Origin of the sequence: Ruegeria sp. HKCCA5929 (assembly GCF_013034525.1) — a bacterium.
Taxonomy (GTDB): Bacteria; Pseudomonadota; Alphaproteobacteria; order Rhodobacterales; family Rhodobacteraceae; genus Ruegeria.
On record NZ_WQGE01000002.1, the window covers coordinates 1 to 21,401 of the forward strand.

General features: G+C 53.9%; 19 protein-coding genes, 1 tRNA gene and 1 pseudogene. 6 read left to right on the top strand and 15 right to left on the bottom strand.

What is annotated here, in order from left to right:
* Window positions 1-146 (top strand): annotated as a pseudogene (glyA, locus tag GOV90_RS21125) (serine hydroxymethyltransferase); the annotation flags it as partial.
* Window positions 147-235: 89 nt separating this feature from the next.
* On the opposite strand, the gene GOV90_RS04735 reads toward glyA, so the two are convergent.
* The 4 genes from GOV90_RS04735 to GOV90_RS04750 all read right to left on the bottom strand — a co-directional run bounded on the left by GOV90_RS04735 (window position 236) and on the right by GOV90_RS04750 (window position 2,351).
* The gene (locus GOV90_RS04735) at window positions 236-520 is read right to left on the bottom strand and encodes a hypothetical protein (protein ID WP_171093944.1); all 285 of its coding nucleotides are present in this window, start codon (window positions 518-520) and stop codon (window positions 236-238) included.
* A 37-nt stretch (window positions 521-557) separates the two neighbouring features.
* A complete protein-coding gene (locus GOV90_RS04740; protein WP_171093946.1) occupies window positions 558-1,235 on the bottom strand; it encodes a PspA/IM30 family protein in 678 nt (225 codons plus the stop codon).
* 93 nt (window positions 1,236-1,328) lie between these two features.
* Window positions 1,329-1,919, bottom strand: coding sequence for a TetR/AcrR family transcriptional regulator (locus tag GOV90_RS04745; protein ID WP_171093948.1), 591 nt, complete (start codon window positions 1,917-1,919; stop codon window positions 1,329-1,331).
* Between the two features lie 57 nt (window positions 1,920-1,976).
* Window positions 1,977-2,351 carry a hypothetical protein gene (locus GOV90_RS04750; protein WP_171093950.1) on the bottom strand — a complete coding sequence of 125 codons (375 nt, stop codon included), beginning with the start codon at window positions 2,349-2,351 and terminating at the stop codon, window positions 1,977-1,979.
* Between the two features lie 89 nt (window positions 2,352-2,440).
* On the opposite strand from GOV90_RS04750, the gene GOV90_RS04755 reads away from it, so the two are divergent.
* The gene (locus GOV90_RS04755) at window positions 2,441-3,199 is read left to right on the top strand and encodes an alpha/beta fold hydrolase (RefSeq protein WP_171093952.1); all 759 of its coding nucleotides are present in this window, start codon (window positions 2,441-2,443) and stop codon (window positions 3,197-3,199) included.
* On the opposite strand, the gene GOV90_RS04760 is transcribed toward GOV90_RS04755, so the two are convergent.
* The 6 genes from GOV90_RS04760 to GOV90_RS04785 all read right to left on the bottom strand — a co-directional run bounded on the left by GOV90_RS04760 (window position 3,200) and on the right by GOV90_RS04785 (window position 11,928).
* Window positions 3,200-3,385: a hypothetical protein gene (locus GOV90_RS04760; RefSeq protein ID WP_171093954.1), complete on the bottom strand. Its 186-nt coding sequence runs from the start codon at window positions 3,383-3,385 to the stop codon at window positions 3,200-3,202.
* Window positions 3,386-3,477: 92 nt separating this feature from the next.
* The gene (locus GOV90_RS04765) at window positions 3,478-3,855 is read right to left on the bottom strand and encodes a rhodanese-like domain-containing protein (protein ID WP_171093956.1); all 378 of its coding nucleotides are present in this window, start codon (window positions 3,853-3,855) and stop codon (window positions 3,478-3,480) included.
* Between the two features lie 66 nt (window positions 3,856-3,921).
* Window positions 3,922-5,274, bottom strand: coding sequence for an HlyD family type I secretion periplasmic adaptor subunit (locus GOV90_RS04770; protein ID WP_171093958.1), 1,353 nt, complete (start codon window positions 5,272-5,274; stop codon window positions 3,922-3,924).
* A 2-nt stretch (window positions 5,275-5,276) separates the two neighbouring features.
* Window positions 5,277-7,346 carry a type I secretion system permease/ATPase gene (locus GOV90_RS04775; protein WP_371732504.1) on the bottom strand — a complete coding sequence of 690 codons (2,070 nt, stop codon included), beginning with the start codon at window positions 7,344-7,346 and terminating at the stop codon, window positions 5,277-5,279.
* 192 nt (window positions 7,347-7,538) lie between these two features.
* Window positions 7,539-9,494 carry a type I secretion protein gene (locus GOV90_RS04780; protein WP_171093962.1) on the bottom strand — a complete coding sequence of 652 codons (1,956 nt, stop codon included), beginning with the start codon at window positions 9,492-9,494 and terminating at the stop codon, window positions 7,539-7,541.
* A 133-nt stretch (window positions 9,495-9,627) separates the two neighbouring features.
* The gene (locus GOV90_RS04785; RefSeq protein WP_171172819.1) at window positions 9,628-11,928 is read right to left on the bottom strand and encodes a hypothetical protein; all 2,301 of its coding nucleotides are present in this window, start codon (window positions 11,926-11,928) and stop codon (window positions 9,628-9,630) included.
* A gap of 599 nt (window positions 11,929-12,527) precedes the next feature.
* On the opposite strand from GOV90_RS04785, the gene GOV90_RS04790 reads away from it, so the two are divergent.
* Window positions 12,528-13,280 carry a response regulator transcription factor gene (locus GOV90_RS04790; RefSeq protein ID WP_253284685.1) on the top strand — a complete coding sequence of 251 codons (753 nt, stop codon included), beginning with the start codon at window positions 12,528-12,530 and terminating at the stop codon, window positions 13,278-13,280.
* Window positions 13,273-13,770, top strand: a complete 498-nt coding sequence (locus GOV90_RS04795) for a hypothetical protein (protein WP_171093966.1) — start codon at window positions 13,273-13,275, stop codon at window positions 13,768-13,770. Before GOV90_RS04790 ends, GOV90_RS04795 begins: the two co-directional genes overlap by 8 nt.
* Window positions 13,771-13,834: 64 nt before the next feature.
* On the opposite strand, the gene GOV90_RS04800 is transcribed toward GOV90_RS04795, so the two are convergent.
* The 4 genes from GOV90_RS04800 to GOV90_RS04815 all read right to left on the bottom strand — a co-directional run bounded on the left by GOV90_RS04800 (window position 13,835) and on the right by GOV90_RS04815 (window position 17,009).
* Window positions 13,835-13,920 (bottom strand) — tRNA-Leu (locus tag GOV90_RS04800).
* 487 nt (window positions 13,921-14,407) lie between these two features.
* On the bottom strand, window positions 14,408-14,908 hold the full coding sequence (locus GOV90_RS04805) for a hypothetical protein (RefSeq protein WP_170806662.1): 501 nt from the start codon (window positions 14,906-14,908) through the stop codon (window positions 14,408-14,410).
* A gap of 672 nt (window positions 14,909-15,580) precedes the next feature.
* Complete coding sequence (locus GOV90_RS04810; RefSeq protein WP_367397140.1) at window positions 15,581-15,973, bottom strand: potassium channel family protein; 393 nt, start codon at window positions 15,971-15,973, stop codon at window positions 15,581-15,583.
* Window positions 15,974-16,055: 82 nt separating this feature from the next.
* Window positions 16,056-17,009: a helix-turn-helix domain-containing protein gene (locus GOV90_RS04815; protein ID WP_170380016.1), complete on the bottom strand. Its 954-nt coding sequence runs from the start codon at window positions 17,007-17,009 to the stop codon at window positions 16,056-16,058.
* 78 nt (window positions 17,010-17,087) lie between these two features.
* On the opposite strand from GOV90_RS04815, the gene GOV90_RS04820 reads away from it, so the two are divergent.
* The gene (locus GOV90_RS04820; RefSeq protein ID WP_170380015.1) at window positions 17,088-18,425 is read left to right on the top strand and encodes an amidohydrolase family protein; all 1,338 of its coding nucleotides are present in this window, start codon (window positions 17,088-17,090) and stop codon (window positions 18,423-18,425) included.
* A 104-nt stretch (window positions 18,426-18,529) separates the two neighbouring features.
* Entirely contained in the window at window positions 18,530-19,339 is an 810-nt protein-coding gene (locus GOV90_RS04825) for a DUF3299 domain-containing protein (RefSeq protein ID WP_170380014.1), read from the top strand.
* A gap of 362 nt (window positions 19,340-19,701) precedes the next feature.
* Here the strand turns inward: GOV90_RS04825 and GOV90_RS04830 are convergent, their stop codons facing one another.
* Window positions 19,702-21,378 (bottom strand): adenylate/guanylate cyclase domain-containing protein, encoded by a 1,677-nt coding sequence (locus GOV90_RS04830; protein ID WP_171105801.1) that lies wholly within the window; start codon window positions 21,376-21,378, stop codon window positions 19,702-19,704.
* Window positions 21,379-21,401 lie beyond the last annotated feature (23 nt).

The window sequence follows — 21,401 nt, forward strand, 5'->3', positions numbered from 1 at the left end:
AGTTCCGCCAGATCGCCGATTGGATCATCGAAGTGGTCGACGGCCTGGCTGCCAACGGCGAAGATGGCAACGGCGCTGTCGAAGCCAAGGTCAAAGCCGAGGTCGCAGACCTCTGCGCCCGCTTCCCAATCTATCCGAACTTGTAATCTATAAAACACAAATGATAACGGCGCCTCTGAGGCGCCGTTTTTCTTACTAAGGCTCGGGCCAAACGCCGCGGCCGGAACGGGTGAGATCAGACCTCGCCCTCGGCCTCTTTCAAAGCATCTTCAAGCAGTTTCTCATTTCGCGCCTCTTCGATCCTGTTGATGCGATCCTCGGCTGAGCGGCTGTCAAAGCGGTATTTCACAACGTTGATCAGGCTGAGTGTCAGCAAAACAATGCCCATACCCCAGTAACCCTTGGTCGCCAGCGGCACGTCGGTAGACAAGTACAAAGAGATGCCCAGCAACAGGTAAGCCACAGCCACGCCAGCACCGTTCAGCATCAGGATCAAGTTGTTTTCACCACGGTTAGTCATTTGAAGTCTCCTTAGTCAAAATACGGGTTCGTCAGTTTCAGGATTGAGCCTTAAGGCGGCTCAGAACTTCCGCTGCGCTAGAGCGGGTTTTGGGGCCGTACCCGGCCTCTTCCATCCGTTGGGCCACGGTGCTGTGATCCAAGCCCGCGTCGATCTCGCGCAGGATTTCGGATTGTTCAAACGGGTCATCCTGAGACATCACTCGGGCGATCAGCTCTTCCGCCTCTTCCGCCGGGCTGGTGCCACCCAAGTGACGGTTCAGCCGCTTTTGCAGCCCCTGCTCTCGTTTCACCGCTCGCGCCGAGATTGCGCCTTGTTTGAGATCCAGAATACGGCGGTTGGCCGTTTGCACCGAGTGGCGCAGTTGTAAGATACGCGCCTCAAGCCGGTCGACGGTTTGCTGGCGCAACGCCAATTCGTTTTCCAAATCCGCAACCGCCTGCGCCGCGCTTTGAACAAGGTCTTGCTGATCATCTGCCAGCGCCTGACGGGTCCTTTCCATCAAATCCTGGATGCGAGCCTGCAAGGTTTCGATTTGGCGGGTTTCACCGCGTTGCTTCTGGATCAGGCTGGCAAGCGTCAACTTGGCGGCCTTAAGATTTTGGTCGGCCTCTCGGATTTTCTGGTCAATCAGCTCAATTGAAAAACTATCGCGCAGCCTGTCTTCGGCCCGGGCATTTGCACCATTCATCAGGGTCTTCAATGTATTGAACATGTGATCCTCCAAATTCATGAACATCGTTCACAATTCGGAGGTAGCAATTTCCTGAACAGCGTTCAAGTATTTTCATGAACGGCGTTCAGGAAACTATTTGTTTCCAATTCGTGAAAGAACCTGCGCGATCATGCGTTCAATCTGTTCAGGCGGCACGCCCGAGATACGGTTCTCAAGCCCAAGGGTGACAATTCCGTGCACCGATGAGAACAGCGCCCGTGTCATCAAGTCCATTTCGACCCGATCCAATTCGGGGAACAATTCGCTGACAGGTTCGGCAATAAAGGAAAACAGGTCTTTCAACGCGCTGCGATACCAATCGGGTACCGAGCCATCATTCGGCATCTGCAGATCAAACAAAGCCCGCCACAGATTGGTATTTTTGTCGGCGAAATGCAGGTAGGCCGTGCTCATGACAATCAGGCGCTGCACCGGTGGCTCACTGCCGTCAAAAGACGTTCCGACAGCTTGCCCAAGACGTTTGAACGTACGCCCGTTTACAGCCATGACAATCGCGTTCAGATCTTCAAACACGTTATATATGGCACCCAATGCGCATCCAGCATCTTTGGCCAGATCGCGTGCACGAAGATCGCTTAGACCGTGTTGACCGATACGTATCTCGGCCGCCTCAACCAGTTTTTCGCGCAACTGTTCTCGCCGGATTTGTGCTTTGGTTGCCATTGCGCCCTCAGAGCTTGAACCACGTTCAGATCCCTGCGCATAATCCGGAACCCAAGGTCAGATCAAGCCACGCCACCACAGAAAAACCAGCAGCAGTGTCGTCAGTGCCAGCAAGTTAAAGGCCAACCCACCCAGCATTCCCAAAAACCAGCCCCATCTGCGGTCGGCCAGATTGATCGCGCTGAGATGTCCTTGCACAACATCAGACGCGCGGATCAGCTTGGGTGTGTCCAGTACCTGCCTCAGCTTGGGATGCGCAGCCATCGCCTCGGACCGTGCCAACACCATGGCTTGTTTGTAAACACGTCGCGGCAGGCGTCGCTTGGCTTTTCGGATCGACGCCTCAAGCGTTTTGTCCCGCACGCCAAGCTTGGCGCGCAGCAAGGCTACGGTCTCGGCAATCCGGGTTTGAATGTCTGTGTCCTGCGACATGGGACCTCCTAACGCGGCAATCTAGCCTTTGGCTCAAAGACCTACAATGGGGCTAGTCGTCCGCAGCGCGTGCGGGTATCACTCGGGACATGTTGAATACAATAATACATGGCGAACCGACTGCCCTTCCGCCGCTTATCATTGCACATGGCCTTTATGGATCCGCCCGCAACTGGGGTGTGATTGCCAAACGGCTTTCGGACGAACGGCAGGTCGTGGCGGTGGATATGCGCAATCACGCGCGCAGCATGTGGGACCCGCAGCATGACTATCCGCATCTGGCGCAGGATATCGCCGAAGTCGTCGAACAGTACGGCGGCAAGGCCGATGTGCTGGGGCATTCGATGGGCGGCAAGGCTGCGATGACGCTGGCGCTGCAACACGGGTCATTGGTGAACAAGCTGGTGGTCGCAGACATTGCGCCAGTGAAATACACGCATAGTCAGATCCAGTTCATCGAGGCCATGCGGGCAGTGGATTTTTCACGCATCGAACGCCGGTCAGACGCAGAGCAGCAACTGGCTGAACTGGGTGTTGAAAAAGCACTGCAGAGCTTCTTTACGCAATCCCTGGACATCAATGGCAAACGTTGGCTGTTGAATCTGGATGTATTGGCGGACCAGATGCCCAACATCATGGGCTTTCCCAACTTGGATGCCTCATGGAACGGGTCCGCTCTGTTTTTGTCAGGTGGTGCATCAGAATATGTTCTGCCAGAGCATCGTGACAAAATCCGCGCGCTGTTTCCCAACGCACGGTTTGCCAAAATTCCCGGAGCCGGTCATTGGCTGCACGCCGAGAAACCGCGCGAATTTGAAGCGGCCGTCAGAACGTTTCTGAACGCTTGATCATGCGCCCTGATACAGCCGCTTGGCGACCATCCAAGACGCGGGCGCAGCAAGCACGGCCCCTGCTGCTGCGGCACCAACAATCGCGCTGACCGAAACCATACCGGCAGACAAAACGGCGATCACAGCCGAGCCCGACAGGGCAGTTGCGATAAGTGAATACAGCATAGCGGCAAGGCGAAACATGGCCGGAATTCCTTTTGGTGACTTCCAGCTAAATATCACACGATTCGAATGTGTTTTGCTTTGATTTGGGTCAGATGCGAAACGCCCATATGTTAGGCGCTGACAAGTTCGCCGCCCCCGTTCACCCAATCCACCAAACCGCCAAGGTTGTAGACCTGCTGATACCCCATGTCTTTCAGCAGCTTGCAAGCCAACGCTGCACGCCCACCCGAAGCACAATGTAAAATGATGGGACGGTCTTTGCGCAATTCCGGGTCGTGGGATTGCAGCGTGTCATCTGCCCGGAACTCCAGCATTCCGCGCGGGATATGATGTGCCCCGGCGGCACGACCGGTGGCTTGCAATTCCGATGCATCCCGAATGTCCAGAAGCAGACCGCCCTGTTCCAGGATGGTCTTCGCCTGCGCTGTATCAATCCGCGCAACCACCGCATTGGCGGCCGCCATCATGTCTTTGACCGTTACCGGCATGTGTGTACTCCTTCACCTGTTCCGGCAAAGGGTAACATGCAAAAATTGGAAGGTGTAGCCGTGACCTCAATGCTCACGAAATGCGCGAGACATGCTGTCTGACACTGGTTTCGCGATATAGGCGGCAAAGGTCCTCTCTTCAGTCTGGATCATGATTTCTGCGGGCATCCCGGGCGTTGGGATAAAGCCGCTGACACGTTGCAGTTCATCCGGAGTAAGGGAAATACGTGCCAGATACACTTCTTGAGGGCTGCCTGTGGTCTGTTCAGGCAAAGCGTCAGCAGAAATATAGAAAACCTCTCCATACAAAACCGGGGTCGTGCGTTGGTTCAACGCGATCAGACGCACCGAGGCCGTCTGCCCTGTAATCACGCTATCGATTTCCGTACGAGGAATCTGCGCTTCGATGATCAGGGGGGCATCGGCAGGCAGGATCTCGGCAATGGGTTCGCCAGTTTCAATAACACCGCCCGGCGTGTGGTAGTGCAGCCGCACGACTGTACCGGTAACTGGGGCCCGGACAACCGCCCGGTCCAGAACGCTGCGGGCCTGACGGGATTTTTCACGCACGCTTTCCAGATCGGCTTCGATCACGCCCAACTCATCCAGCGCAGCTTCACGATAGGCAGATCGGGTGCGCATGATCTGCTCTTCGTATTTCAACAGCATCTGGTTGATCTCGGCGGCTTCGGCCTGCAAGCGCGCCTGTTGTCCTTCGGCCTCGGCCTGAACGCGACGGATCGTGTTGAGCTCACCCTTGCGGACCAACCCCTTTTCGTAAAGTTGGCTCTTGGCCTCGTATTCTTCCTGCAAAATCTCGGCGCGCCGCATCATGCTGTCCAACTGAGCCTCAAAGCCGCTGGACCGGATTTTCAACGCTTCCATGTTCCGCTCAAGCAATGCGACATCATTCAGCAACGTCTTGCGCGACACGTCAAAACTGAGCTTTTGCCCGTCGAGAATAGCCATGACCTCGACATCATCGGATGCCTCGACAAGATCAGGGGAAAACACAAGTCGGTCGCGTTCACCGTATTCGGCCAGCAGCCGTTGGGTCATGGCTTGCAGGCGCAGTTTGCGGATGAACAGCTCGCGCTCATTAGCTTGTGCCGAGGTTTGGTCCAACGTCATCAGCACTTGCCCGGCCTGAACCGACTGACCTTCGACCACCTTGATATCTTCAATGATGCCGCCTTCAAGATGCTGAACGATCTTGTTGCGACCGGTGGCCACAAAGCTGCCCTGTGCAATTACCGCAGCCGCCAAAGGGGCGCTGAAGGACCAGACCCCAAAACCGCCAAAGCACACCAGAAGCATGATAAGCCCGATGGCAATCAGCCGGTTGATCGAGCGCGGAACCTCGGCATACCAAAGCTGAGGTTCATCGGCAGAATTCTTCACAGGTACGAGGTCATTCATGGTCAGCCCCCCTGCTGGCCTTCAATTCCGGTTTGTTTGCGCGGCGCGTTGATCTGTTGCAGGACCTGATCGCGCTGCCCGAACAGGGCCACGCGCCCATCGGTCAGCAGCATGATCTTGTCGACCACGTTCAACAGCGTCGGTTTCTGCGTGATAACGACCACGGTGATCTTGCTTTCGCGCGCCTGTTCAATCGCCCGGGCCAGCGCTTTGTCACCAGCCACATCGAGGTTCGAGTTTGGCTCATCCAGCACAACCAATCTCGGGTTGCCGAAGAACGCCCGCGCCAGCGCTATGCGTTGTTTTTGCCCACCGGACAAAGGCGCGCCATCTGCGGCGACCACCGTCTCATACCCTTGCGGAAGGGTCGCGATCATGTTGTGAACATCGGCCAAAACGGCAGCATCGTGGATCTGTTCGTCGGTCGCATCGGCCCGCATCCTACCAATGTTGTCCTTGATCGTGCCGGGGAACAGTTGGACATCCTGCGGCAGGTAGCCGATGCTTTCCCCAAACTGGCGTGGATCCCAGTTGCGAATATCCATCAGGTCCAGCCGCACACTGCCCGAAGTCGGCAGGATAGACCCCACCAGTGTTTTCCCCAGCGTCGTCTTCCCCGCTCCGGAATTGCCGATAATGGCCAACGTTTCACCGGGTGTCAGCGAGAATGTGATCCCGTTCAAAACCACCCGTTTGGTCCCACCGGGCACATACAGCAGGCGTTCAACATCCAAACGGCCCTCGGGGCGCGGCAGGCGCAGTTTTTCGTATTGCAATGCCGAGGTCGACAGCAACGCTTTGATCCGGCTGTAGGCCCCACGTGTCAGCAAATAGCTGTTCCAGCCTTCAATCGAACCTTCGATGGGCGCAAAGGCACGACCTGCAATGATCGAGGCGGCAATCACCATCCCGCCGGTGATCTCTCCTTGCAGGGCCAGATAGGCGCCCCAGCCCAGAATACCAATTTGGGTCAGCAGCCTGACAGCGCGCGAAACTGCGGCGAAGATCACATTGCGGTCCTGTGCGCGCACCTGCCAAGTCAAAGACTGAGCGGTGTCCCTGCCCCAGATCCGCACGGCTTCGGGGATCATGGCCAGCGCGTTGATGATCTGGCTGTTGCGCGACATCGAATCCAGATGCTGGTTCGCCAGCGACTGCGCCTTGTTGGCCTCGGCAAAGGGTTTGGCTGTCATTTTCTGGTTGATCAAGGCAATCGTCATCAACAGCAGCGCGGTCACGACAACGATCATGCCCAACTGCGGATGCACCAGGAAAATCATCAGGATAAACAAAGGCGCGAAAGGGACATCCAAGAATGAGATCAGAGTACCCGATACCAAAAAGCCACGCAGTTGCTGCAAATCGCCTAACGTCTGGTATTCGCGCCCGTTGCCATGCAGAGACGCATGGGCCGCCGCGCTGAGCACAGGTGCGCCCAAGCGGGCAGCCACTTCAACCCCGGTGCGCATCAGCATGAACCGGCGCACCGCGTCAAAGGCCGATTGAAAGATCACCGCGCCCGCAACGATTGCGGTCAGCATGATCAATGTGTCCAATGACCGGCTGGTCAGAACGCGGTCACTGATCTGAAACAGGTAAATCGGGATCGCCAGGATCAGGATGTTGGTGGCGCAGGTCAGAACCAGCACAAAAGCAAGGTTACGCCAGATCGCGCGGTTCGACACCTGCAAGGTACGCTGAAAATCCTCGGGCGGGGTACGCTTGTGAAAAGTTTGGGGTGGCCCCTTGCCATCACCGCCGCCGGTCTGATTTTGCGGCAGTGGCTGGTTCGCCTTGGCCTCGATCGTGGTGCCCATGCGGTTTTCGCCGGCCGCGCGCGCAGAGGGGGTCTTACGCGCGGTCGTTTCCTCGGCGGTTACCTGATCGGGGCCATCGGCATCGGCCACCCCATTGCCGCCACCCGTTGGGTCTTTGTCTTGTGCGGGCTGCGGCTGCACGCGCCGATGGGGAGGATCAGCGCGCCGTTGTTCCTGTGAGTGGTGTTGGTCCTCGGCGTGTTTCAGTTTCTCAGGTTTCTCTGACTGTTTTTCATCTGGGTTTGGTACGCGCATCTGCTCTGTCAGATGCAGACGCGGTGCGATTTTGGGCCTTTCGGGCGCGGGTTTCACCCTTGCACCAAGATTTTGGCTTTGCGGCCTTCCTCCGCCCTGTCTGTCCAGGGGGCTGGATAAGTAAGGGCGGCGCGACGTGAATACGATCGACATCTACTAACCTTTTGGTCACTCGGTAAAAAAACAGGAAAATCAGGCCAGCACGGATTGCAGGCCGTCGTCGTTGGTCGTGGTATCTGTTGCCGGAGTGGTCAAGGCCAACGCAGCATCCGGCTGCGCGACACTCATATCGCTCATTATGGCGGCGATGGCTTCGTTGGTCATTGCCGTTATGTCTTCATTCGTGGGCATATCCAGCAGACTGGCCTGATGCAAAAGCAGATCCGAATACGCTCCGTTTGCGGCCATGATTGTCGAATCCACTCCCATCTTGGTCACACTTGCGCTGTTCAACAGGGCGTTGCTGCCGGCGACCACTTCGGTCTGCGGCGCTTCGGGGCCGGATAGCTCAATGTCATCCTGATCCTGCATCACGGTGGTCTGTTCAACGACGTTCACCTGCACCAGATCTCCGTCGATCTTCAGAACACGGATCTGCTCCATCCCGGCGAAATTGGGATCATTCAACAAAGCGTCTTCAAGCGCGGCAATGTCGTCATCGGCCAGCGCCATAGTGTCGGACATCTCCTGGGACATGTCCTGATAGGTATCGTCCCCAACCGTTTTGACAGTGGCTTCGTTCATAACCAGGTTTTCGTCGCCCCCGGCTTCGCCTTCATCCATTGACGGGTCCATGCCGCCGCTGATCACATCGTCATCCACCAAAACGAGCGTCTGGTTCACAACGTCCACAGAAACCATGTTTCCGTCGATGATGATCACATCATAGTAATTGCCCAACTGAATAAGGTCCGAGACGTTGTACATCTCGTTGTCGCCCATCGCATACACGGTCGACGAAGCCGAAATTTCGGTCTCGATTTGGTCGATATCTGTGGCATCGATATCCTGCTTGATGAAATTCGCGACGACCAGATCACCCTGAACATGGTCAACGATAACAATCGGCGCCGCTGCCGCAGCGCCTGATGTTGCACCAAGCCAAGGTGCTGTTTTGGACTCGACCTCGATTTGCGAAGTCTGCACGATATTCGTACCACTTCCCGTTCCCGGAGCACCTTGATCCCAATCGGACACAACGGCGACCTGACTAATGGCCGTCAGGCTGACCGCCTGCCCTCCTACAGCTATGATCGGGGCATCCACCCAAGCCACAGTGGCCGCCATGGCGTTGACCGCAACGTTGCCACCGGTCACAACCAGGTGTCCGTCATCAAACTCCGGGTCTTTTGACTGATCCCATTCATCGGGATACGGCAGCTCAGCCGTGTTTTCCGTGTCATCAGGCTGATGATATTCGGGAAGCAGATCCTTCCATTCCGGAGCCTCCGTGACGTATTCGCCGTTGACGATCACACCCAACGCATCGTCGCCATGGAACTGGTGCACAATCACGCCTTCAATGTCCGCGATCACCGGGTTTGCCATCTGTTCGGCCAGCGCCTCAAGCATTTCTGTCGATTGGTAGTCCGCGAGTGAAAATGATGGCGCAGCAATGGCGTGAAGCGACAGAGCCATGTCCATCATCTGCTCGCCCTGGGCCATCAGAACCTCAGGATCCCGGAAGTCGCCCTCGCCGACGACATCGTTATCGCGCATGTAGACGCTTTGTACCGTAACGGTCACAGCCGAACCCAAAGGCACTGTTTCAGGCGGCAGAATGATCAGTTGGACAAACGAAGACGGGCCTGAATCGCTTATTTCGTTTTCCGGCACATACCGCACAGGTTCTGCGGAACCATCGATAACAATCATCGCTTCGGACACCGGAACGGTAGGCGCGTTCGGCAGCGGCAATTCGGGGTCAGAGGGTTGGAAAGTATAGGGCAAAGCTTTGTACTCGCCCGCAGGAATATCAAGGTCTGCCTTGATGTGGATCGAGGCCGAATCTTCCAGCCCTTCGATTTCGGCTTTGCGCCTCAGAGCGGTGAATTCTTCGTATTGATCCCGCAACCGGGACTGTTCGATCGTAAGCTCAAAAGTTCCAACAAAATGCGCTATCGTTTCAGAAATACTGTCTAGGGCCATGTCGGTTTTCCTTTTCACCCGTGCCAGCACAAATTTCCGGTCTGGGTTCTGTTGGGCCGGGGCCGCGTTTTACGGCCCCGGCAGTTTTGTAGAATGAGACGAGGCCCGAAAATGCGGGCCCCGCTTGTTTGACTTAGGTGTCGGTGTCGTCGCTTGCGTACGAGGACGTCATCGAGCCGCCAACCATGGTCGTATCGACCGAGTTACCAAGCACGTTGGCACCCATGACGATCGATTGGTTGAAGGCCGAAGTATCGACAACCGCCGCAGCCGAGGCGTAGGATTCGCCGGTCACGATGCCATCGCCACCATTGTTTGCGCCCCAGTTGCCGCCCGTGCCACCTGCGCCACCGTCACCCGAATAGGCTCCGGCTGCGCTGCCGCCCGTGATGGTGCCACCCATGGTGTCACCCGAGGTTGCGCTGCCCATCGAGGCTCCGCTGGTTCCGCCGTTTGCAGCAGACGCGCCACCGGCACCACCGTTGCCCGAGTCAGCCGAACCCGTCGCATCACCGGAACCGGTCGAGGTCGAGTCGTTGTCGGAACTACCCGCGCCGCCGTATCCGGCAATCGCTTCGGCCAGGCTGTCCGCTGCACCGTTTGTATCTGCGTCTCCGAAGACATCCGCTGCACCGCCGCCGCCTGCGGTATTGGCTGCATCGGCAGATCCGGCACCGTTGCCGCTGGATGTAGACGTCGGAGTGGTGCTGCCACCTGCGCCGCCGTCACCGTCAGCTGCAGATGTGCCAGAGCCCATCGCATCTGCCGCGCCGTCGGCTGCATTCGAACCGCCGTCACCGCCGCTGCCATCTGTGGCTTGCGAGTTGCTGGCTGAACCGTTCACATCGCCTGGGCTCTGGTCGATATCAGGACCACTTGCCGATTGATCGCCAACACCCTGAGCGTCGGAATCCGCATCAGCAGTGCCACCGGAACCATCGCCGCCCGAGCCGTCTCCAGCCGTTCCGTCACCGCCGTCACCATCTCCGCCAGTTCCGTCACCGCCGGTTCCGTCACCGCCTTCACCGGGTTCCGCATCAATCATGCCAAGCTCTTCCTGCAGCTCCATGATCGCAGCTTCAAGCAATGCGGCAAAACCACCTTCGCCGTCACCGCCGGTTCCGTCACCACCGGTTCCGTCGCCGCCGGTTCCGTCACCGCCTGTGCCGTCGCCGCCAGTTCCGTCGCCGCCGTCACCATCAGCCGAACTGTCCGCACCGCTGTCTGCAGTGCCATCCGCTGTGTTGTCGCCTGCAGAGGCGTCATTGGCTTCGGTGTCGCTATCGCTGCTGTTCGAAGCTGAACCTTCTGTCGCAGCATTACCGTCGCCGCCGTCCGCTCCGGACGCATCTGTTGCGTTGTCGGCAGTACCGGTACCGGTTCCAGTCGAATCGGAATCGCTGTCTCCGCCGTCGGCGTTACCCGACGAGCTTGCACCCGACAGACCCAGACCAAGACCCAAGCCGAACGAATCCGCGCTGCCACCTGCGCCGCCGGTTCCATCACCGTCTACGCTTGTGCTGCCATCGTTGTCCGAAGAGGCCGAGTTGTCAGCGTCGCCGCCGTTGCCACCCGAGCTGTCGCCGGTCGAGCTGGCATCGGAAGTGCCCATGCCCATACTTGCGTTGGACGCGTCACCCGAAGACCCACCGTCTCCGCCTGCCGAATCCGCGTCGGCGCTGCCGGTGTCACCACCTGCCGCCCACGCGTGGCTGCCAAGCGTTGATGAGTTTGCCGAACCACCTACTGTGGTACCGCCATCACCCGATGTTCCGCCATCTGCATTCGCGCGAATACCTTCTGCAGCCGTGGCTGTACCGCCATTGGCGTCGCCGTTCTGGTAGAAGCCTGAATTGTTGGCAACGCTCGCGGATTCCAGCGTGTCGTCATCGCTCAGGCTAGCAACCTGATTGTTGACTGATGACATCGCCGTACCGGCACCATCCATTGAGATGTCCAGGTTCATGTCATCACCGGGATCGTAGTTCAGATCACGACCTGCGGTGATCACATCGCCAACCGTCGCGGAATCACCAAGATCCAGATCAACCTGATCATCGTCGCGCGGTATCCATTCACCACCACCAAAGTCGATATTAATGGCGTTGTTGTTCGAGTTGTCGTTGCTGTCGTCACCGGCATCCAGTGTCTGCGACTGGTCTTGTCCCTGACCTTGATCCTGACCTTGACCTTGGTCCTGACCCTGATCCTGGCCTTGGTCTTGACCCTGATCCTGTCCTTGGCCTTGGTCTTGGCCCTGACCCTGATCGTTCGAGTTGTCGACATTCTGGTCTTGCTGCTGCTGTTGCGCTGTCAGATCAGCCTCTACAAAGGCTTCTTCTACAGGAATTTCAACATTGACCGGAGCATCCAGATTTTCGACGTTAATTTCATCGACGGTCGTCACGTTGGTATTATTTACATTACGTCTCATAACAAAATCCCATTTCTGGAACGCCAGACCGCCATTCATCTACAAAGCGGCATCAGGCGCGGTTGAAACAAAAAACCACACGCAGCGAACCAAGCGCTGAATGCGGTGTAGATTTACTAATTCGAGGCCACCTCCTTTCCCGGCTTAGCCGAAAACGTGACCCTCTGATTCAATGCTGAAATACGCTGAAGGCGATCACGTCAGGGATAGTTGCTTCTGAAATTGAAGCTTGGCCATGTTCGCAGCGACATCAGCCCGCGCCTAGCTGATTGAAAGTATAACTTTACTCAAGTTTTTGATTTTTAACATTATTTTAGCGAAGCGCTCAAGACAGCGCTGGATCATGGTCGAAGTTCTAGACCTGGATATAGTCAAAAAATAAACACAATTGTTTCCGCTGCTTACACAAGAGGAGGCATTAAAACCTAATCAATAGTTCTATATCTTAACGGCCCGTCCTGCATCGTCAGGTTGTAGAGATTCAAGACTTGAGCTATAATAAAAAGAATATAATTCCTTGATTAGTTAACGTTTTTTACCCTGGTTCTAATTTAATTAAGCACCAATTTCCGGTTACGCCTGTTTTGTAGGGGGCAATAATGAGTAAGTCTTTGCAGAATGAACATGCCAGTCTTGACAGTTGTTCAGAAGATCTATCGATAATCTTTGTTGGGAAGGAGCTGTTCTATTCCAATCAAACGCTCAGAAGCGTGCAGACCGAATTTGGCGTGCATGCAGAACGTTTCGAGACCTTTGAAGCGATGCGTGCGCAGGCGCCAACCGGTAACAGGATTATCGTTGTCGACCAAATGATGCTTGAAGATCTCCTGTCGCGCCCCAATGCCTATACCAACTCGACCGGCGCTGGTTGTTTGGCGTTTGCTTATCGCAAAGAAGATTTGGCCCGCCGCTTGTTTGAGCGGTGGGATCGAGCGCAATTGGGTGAGATCGGATTTCTGCCAATGAATGTTGCACCTGATGCATGGCGCGCAATCCTGAGATTGCTGATGCATGAAGAGCTGTATTTACCCAGTTTTCTGGCTGACTGCGTTCCCGCCCCATCCCAAAGAACTACCCCGACTGCTATCCAAGCGCCGTCGGTTGCTCCAAATGGTGTCGACAGACATGCCCGCTACTCAAAACTGACCCGTCGTGAAAAACAGGTGTTGCAACTTGTTTCGCAAGGCAAAAGCAACAAGCTTATCGCAGCCAAGCTAGGGATCACGGAACATACAGTCAAACTGCACATGCACAATGTGGTGGGTAAAATTGGCGTCAGCAACCGAACCGCTGCGGCGCATTTCTATTTTGAGGTCGCGCCTCACGCGGCGCAGCAGTCTGCCCTTGACTGACACATTCGAAACCCGGTTCGACCGCCTGATCTTATTGGTTGGCAGGTTGAATTACATGTGGACCAATACGGAAAGCCTGTTGATCCACTTGATAGCAGGCCTGACAGGGGCATCCAAAGACGTCTCGGTAATCATCTTTCTGACGCTAAACACCACCCGCGCTCGAATCGATCTGGTCGAACGGCTGGCCAAGATGGAGGGGCGGTCGCCCCAAATTCGCGACCCGATCCTTGCACTTACACAGCGGCTGACCAAACTGTCGGGCATACGCAACAAATACAACCACTGTATCTATTCCTTCGACCCCGAAAGCGGCAATCCAAAGACTATTCTGATGCGGATCGCGGATCGTAAAACCGACATCAAACTTGGTCGCGAAGATACAGTGGACGACGATGCCTTACGTGAAATTGAACGGGTCGTTGATCAGCTGTCCGTGGCAAACAAGGACATTTGGAAGTTGATTCAAGATCTGGGGTATCCGGTTTAGATTAAACCAGCGCGACCGGTTCCAATGCATCTGCGATAAAACGGATGGTCGTGTCGGATCAAAGTGGTGCGGGCGGTGGGACTCGAACCCACACGGGCGTAAGCCCTTCAGATTTTAAGTCTGATATGTCTACCATTCCATCACGCCCGCACGGCGCGGCCCATTCGGGCTATGCAGTTTCCTTACATTCACAACAGGACGAGAACAATGCGCTTTGATGCAGATGAGGTCGGAAATATGGTCGGCGGTCCAATCCCAAGCCACACATGCCTTTTTGCCTGACAAGGGAGACGCACTGCCCCTCCCCGGTGGAAGGTCTCACATACCAAGTGCTTCTTTATTATGTTGGCTCAGAAACCGAGTCGTAGCTTAGTTTACTATTCGCTTTGGCTTTGAATCGGTTCTCAGCCGCTCCATAGCCACCAAGCCACGAAGATCCGTTGCGGAAGTTAATAAAACTGAAGTTCGTCTTCTAAAGGTTCGAGTCGCTGTATGAGTCTGCGATAGATCTCACCCAGATTCCCAACCGTGAACCGAAGACATTTCAGAGCAGTCCTGAGCTCAGTAAGGTGCCCAGCATGTCAGCTGTGCTGCGTAAGGTCATCAAAACTTAGCCACAAGGCTTTGAAAAATGACGTCACTTTCGTTTTCTTGAGCCGATCCCAACAACATTTCCGCTGTCACGCATGTTGCGAATATCTGCTTCCAGGTTTTCTATTTTGGTTTGAAGCTTTTCTTTCTCGATAAGCCAAGATTGTGCCTCAGATGACATCACTCTTATTGCTTCTTGAAGAAATGAAATCGAGTCCCGCCTGGCTTTCTTAGATTTCCGTTTGGCGGCAGTGTCAGATCTCTTGTGTTTCTTTAACCAGGCTTTGACGTGCTCGCGAAGGTCTAGATGGCGCTCGTTCCTCAAGTAGTTAACACCAAGACCAGATCTTCGCAGAACCTCTGCCATTGAAAGGCCAAGAGGCCGATCAGGGTCCTTGGGATCACAATAATAACCTCGCGCAGAAATCTCCGTATCGATCTGCTTCATCATATCGATAATACCATCGCGAGCTCGCTTGCTACGGTTTGCATGATAGTCCTTTAAAGGCGCCGATTTCCTGCTTTGCTCTTTTGGTTCGCGTTTCATACTTAGCCAACAAGTTGAGCTAGTTTTTCTCGGGTCGATGGCGGGAGCGGCGCGAACAGTCTCTTTTCACAGTCGAACAGAGCATCCTTAAATCGCTTGTCGTCGAGAAACTCGTCAATCGTTGACTCAAAGACGGACAAGTTCCCGATAATCTGCGATTGAAAGTATACTCGGATGCCCCTTCCCACGTCCCCAGAAAGGAGTTGTAGGGCATTCCTGATTGCTTCCTTTCTATCTTGTCGAGACGCAGCCATTTCCAATCGAAATATGCAGGAAGAGTTGCAAGCTCCAACGTCACGTTGACCTGTAAACTTTGAACAGAGCCCATTCTCCATATCCCCAGCAGTGCAATATCTTTCTGGGCCAACTTGTTGAATGTTAGGCAGTACTGCCAGAAGCAGCGCTGGGTCATCGTCTCCAAGGTCTTCCCGTATACCGCGCGCACGGAGTTCGTCGCGCGCCACTCGAATTCTAGGCGCGCTTGGCCCACCGCACTCATCAATTTCATTGACGATCCTCACTCGGAGCAAATGCTTGTGCTCCTGCCTAACTGATAAAGAACCTTGTCTTTGCTTTGTTTGCCTTAATCCAAGCAGTTTCTCAACGACCTTAACCGCATACGGCAGAGCGAAGCGCTAGGGTGCAACGACCGAAAGACCGTTGCTTCAGTCTTCAATTATCTGACGACTTTTTCTCATCGTAGTCCCTAAGAAGGGCATGTGTGAATTGTACAAACAGCGTGATGAAGACCCCGACGCCTACGAAAATATACAACACGGTAAAGAGTTTTCCTGTGTCGGTTACGGGCGTTAGGTCACTGAGGCCAACCGTAGAAATAGTAGTTGCACTGAAGTACAGCGCGTCCACCCAAGACCACCCCTCGACGCTGACATAAAACAAAGTTCCGGAAAGCAACAAGAGTATTGCAAGGGTAAGCGCTCCGCGGAATCTAGGGCTACTCCACGAGCGGACAATCGCTTTTAAGAGCCTGTAGAAATTCAAAAAAAATGAAAACATTCCGCCGTCCAATCCATAGTTCTGTTTGGCAAATCGTTGAGGTGCCATTGCAATCCGTCAAGGGAACTCTGCTAAATCGGAGCCGAGATTCGTATTAATCGGTTTTCGGCAGAACTAAAAAGACAACCGGTCAAATGGGTACAGTACGCTCAATTTGCTCTGATGGTAAAATTCCATATATGCTTTTGTACAGGCTCCCAAATCGTCCCAAATCGGTGAATCCGTGAGCGAGCGCCACTTGCTTCACCATGGGTTTTTGCTGAGACGCCTGAACAAGTTCATCATGGACATTGGCCAGTCTTTGAAGAGCAAAAAATCGTGCTGGTGTTTCACCCGTTACGTCGCGAAATGCTGAGATCAATGTTGGCGCGCTTACCGCGGTTACTCGACACAGATCTGCCACTGATGGCCTTTTTGACAAGGCGGAAGAATAGTACTCTCGTGCTTTTGAGACCAAACCCACTTTTTGAGACCAAGTCGCTTTGCGTGCATTCCCACTATTCAGAGATAAGGCAAAGAAGATCGCAAGCGTCCTTGCAAGACGCGCCTCCAAATCACTCTGGGTATATTGACCATCGGCTTGGTTCATTATGCAGCTAAGTGTTCGCACCAAAGCTGCGTGAAAATCAGAAGACAGTTTCACGATAACCGTTGGTCCGCGAAAATCCGATGTATTTCTGCCGGAAAAAAGTTGAACCTCTTTGAGAAATCGTTGCAAGGGCACACGACCACATAACGAAGTTCGATTGCGCGCGACTACCTCGGTTTCCGATGCAGTGAAATTGAAGAAAACGGAGTTTTCTTTCAAAGGAACGCCACTTACCGTCCATAACTCTGAAGCGCAGATTGGTACAGTGAAATTAGCGAAGCTTTCACTTTGTGCGGTTCTCACCAATGCATTGGGCTTGAAGCGGATACTAGACAAACGGGAAAGCCCTAAACGAGCTGTGAAAATTGCGCCTTCGTCAGCCCCCTTTCCCAACTGTATCACATCGCCATCGAAAACCTCTCCTGTCATTGCTTCACGTACGGTTGCCGCAAAAAGCTCCGGTTTGCCTTCGCCAAGTTCCTTAAAAAAGTTCATATCGATTTTCCTCGGAGAGTTGGCTACCTTCGTTAAAATTAAACAATCGAATGCTTTGATATTCCTAGGGTGAAAGATATGCGCAAAAATCAATTGTCAACGCTCTGCTTGGTAATCTCAAGCATGCTGGCAACGCTGGCGAGCGCTCAAGAGGATTCTACAAGAACTCTCATAACGAATGTTCATGTTTTTGACGGGGTAAACGAAGCACGCATCGAGAATGCTAACGTTTTGATCGAAGATAATCTCATAACCGCTGTTTCTTCCGACCCAATCGAAGCCGAGAACGCGGTGGTGATTGACGGTGGCGGTCGCACGATGATCCCAGGATTGATCGATGTCCATTGGCACACGACGTATGCCTACACCCCTGCATCCGTTCTAATGTTGAATCAAGGCGACATGTCGGAAGTGGCCATTCGCAGTATGAAGGGGGCTGAAGAGACTTTAATGCGTGGATTTACCACCGTTAGAGACCCTGGCGGAAATCCGTTTACGATCAAGAAACTGATTGACGCTGGTGAATACCCCGGTCACCGCATTTTGCCCTCCGGACCATTCATGAGCCAAACGTCAGGCCATGCCGACTTTCACACGCTGCTTGAAAACCCAAGAAACTCCAACTCTGAACTGAGTTATTGGGAAAAAAATATGATGGCGATGATTTCTGATGGCGTACCGGAAGTCAGAAAGAGAACCAGAGAAATCCTCAAGTTTGGTGCTACTCAGGTCAAAATCACGACTGGTGGTGGTGTCTCTTCCCAATACGATCCGCTGGATGTGAGCGAGTATTCGGTCGACGAAATTCGTGCGGTAGTCGAAGAGGCAACGAACTTTAACACCTATGTTTTGGCGCATGTGATGACAGACAGAGGTATCCGTACCTCAATAGAAAACGGCGTGATGAGCATTGAGCACGGCTTCTTCGCATCAAGAGAAACACTGGAATTGATGAAGGAAAAAGGCGCTTGGCTCAGTCCTCAGGCGATGTTTGAGGCCGATATGGTTTGGGATAGCCCAGTTAGTGCCAAAAAGTGGAAACAGGTGACTGATGCTGTAGACGCGCTGTACCCAATGGCCGTCGAAATTGGCGTGAATCTCGCCTTTGGCACCGATCAACTCATGGATCCATCAAAGGCGTATCAACAGAGCGAATATCTTGTGAGGTTGGGAACTTGGATGACGCCTTATCAAGCGCTCAAGATAGCGACCTCTGAAAATGCCCGCCTAATGGAAATGAGTGGCCCTCGTCATCCCTACCAAGACGGTCCACTCGGAGTTATCAGAGATGGCGCATACGCTGATCTGATCCTCGTGGACGGCAACCCGCTTGAAAACTTGGAGCTTGTAGGGGACCCACAAGAAAACTTCGACCTGATTATGAAGGACGGAGTCATCTATAAAAACGAGCTTTGAACTGTGTTTCGCTTAGAGCCCAAGTGTCCATAAATGTCTTAAGCTGGCAGGTGATGACGCATTGACCAACATCCAAGTGGCCATACGGTTGAAAAGGATAAGTCATGAAGATTTGGAGAATAGTCTGTGTTGCCTCTTTGATTTCAACGTCGTTGTCGGCAGAAATCGCTGAGTTAGACTGGAACCAATTGATTGATGAAGAATCTCAGGAATACGTAGATCCTTTCAAAGAACTGACACCTGACCAGCTTAGTGGTCTTGTTGAAGTCGTCCGACTAAAGCTCAGACTGGATAGTGGAGCCCATTCCGAAGATGTCCGCAAAAGTCTTGAAGCGAAAATTCTGGAAAATGAGACGCCGCTGCAAAAGGCTGGGATCGACGTTGATTGGTTGATTGAACAACGATGGGTCGTTGCAGAGCGACGAAAGAAAGCCGCCACGGCTGGTAATCCAGAAATTGACGGAAAAGTCGTAAAGCTGGCGGGCTATGCGATACCCGCACCACCGGATCCTGATGGTACAAACGTCGCTTACTTGGTTCCGGAGAGAGGTATGTGCAGCCATACGCCTCCACCGAACCCAAACCAGCTTATTCGTGTTCGATTGCCGGAAGGTTGGTATCCAGAACGCTTTCACGAGCCAGTTCGCCTTACAGGGATAGTTTCTATTTCGCCGTCAGAGAGGACGATGAATTTCGTGGATGGGTTCGTTCCAATGAGAGCAACGTATTCATTTGAAGCTCAGTATGTAGAGGCTGGCGATGATCTCCCAGCTTATGGTTGGAAGTTCACTGACGCGGATGAGGTCAACGATCCAAGCGCCATTGGAAAATTAGGTTCCGGGGCTGCAAAATTTGACGCGTCAAAATTGGCAAGTTTTCGAGCCAAAGCTGCGCGTGAAGCAAATTCGAATTAAAAACCGCCTGTCTTAAGCATATGAAAGCCAGTGTGTTACGTGCCCAGACTGTGGATAAAACAGAATGTCATGCAGTAATACTTAAATGAAATTGCTTAATACGATTATCAATCTGGCGCCCACCAAGCATTGAAGTGCTGCTTGAAGTGGAGACTGTGACTTTGCAAAGTCAGCTTTCTGCGCATTGCTGTCATTGGGGCGTCGAGCAGCATCGGTCAAAGTGGGCTCGTAGTCGACCTTCGCTACCTCTCGCACAATTGGCTGGAGGCAGCCCGAAGCCGACCTTCAAATCCGAGCTTTGCAGCTACCAAGATGCGCGATCAAGCTACCGGCTTTGCTAGCGCAACTTGGTTCCAGAACCGCTATTCTGGCAACCCTGCGCGGCGAAGCGCCTCAAAGTAGCGTTCAGCGCCTTCAGAACCGCCATAGTCCACGTTGCTACGCCATTTCGAGATCGTTTCATCAGGTTCCATTTGCAGCATTCGCGCCAACGCCGCAGATGCCTTTTCAGGTTCCCCAAGCATTGCGTGAGCAGCAGCCCTCGTGCTGTGGAGTGGGGCATAGTTCTTTGAAAAGCGCAAACCTGCCTCTGCATAGGCGATAGCATCGCGGTCTCGACCAAGCATTACGCAAGAGGTGGCAGCACCTCCGGAAGCCCCCACGAAAACGGCACCATATCGGCCCAACCGAAGCGCCGTCTGAAAACAGCCAAGTGCCATTGTAGGAAATCCGGCCCAGTTGTAGCCCCACCCCATAAACAAATGCAGACGGGCATCTAATGGCGCTCTTTGCCGGATTTGCTCAAGCGCTACGGAGAGTCGATCCGCATCTCTGTCTACATTGTAGTCAGCCACAGCGACACTCAGATCAAGCGTTGGGCTTTGCCCCGCCATGTGTCGCCCGGCCTCGATCCAGCCTGGCAGTTTCTCATAGTAGGATGACAATTCGCGACGGAGATCATAGGTGTTCGCGCCATTCATTGTCCAAATAGCTTCCGCATAGGCCGCCGCGAGGGTTGGTTTGGCTTCTATGGCCCTGGCGTGGTACGATAACGCCTCTTCGTAGCTGCCGATGCCAGCGTCCGACCAAGCGATCATGCCCATCAGGACACACTGTTCGGCAGTCAGTTCGTCTTCAGGCAAAGCAGAGAGCTTTGCGGTCTCAGACTGGATCAAGATCCCACTCACGGCATCCAATAGCTTTTCTACGACCTCGTCCTGCCAATCAAAGATTGCATCGACCGAACCGTCGAACTTTTTAGTCCAGATTTCGGAACCAGAAGAGTCATTTAAGCGGGCTTCCAGGCGCAATCGGTCGCCGTGTCCACGCAGCACCCCACGAAGTGCATATCCCTCTGATGCTTCCGCGGATGTTACTGCCGCGTTTAACCAGTTGATCGTTCGAAAACAAGAACCGAAATCTGAAGTGAGAGCTGCGGCCATTTCCTTGAGTTCAGCGCGTTGGTCGCTGCACGTGACAGGATAGATGGATAGCTTTGGCAAGCTCGTCTCTGTAAAAGAAGGCGAGCTTTGCGGTGCACTCAGTTGTGGTCCATCGTGAATCCACACATCCAGGCTGCGTTGGATGTTTTTGAGCTTCTTCTTCCCAACTGTTTTGAAAGCGTCTGCCAGATTGTGTTCAAGGTTCAGATGTACGGGTTCAGAAATTGCGATACCACCGGTTGGCGCAATGCTCTCAAGCCGTGCGGCAATGTTCACACCGTCACCCAGGATGTCATCACCTTTTTCTGTGATGTCACCCACATGAACACCGATCCGCATGTTTATTAACGAGTGTTCAGCCAACTGCTCTTGTAGCTGCATTGCTGCGGTTACAGCTTGCGCCGCGCTGTCAAATTGTAGCAGCCAACCATCGCCCATGCTCTTCACGACACGACCTGATTGGCCGGCTATCGTTGGGATGACGATGTCGCTTTTCAGGTGATCAAGCATTAGAATTGTGGCTTGCTCATCTTTGTGCATAAGCGCCGAATACCCAACGACATCCGCGGCCAGTATTGCCGCCAACCTTCGTTGCAACTGTTGTCCCTTGTCCGACATGC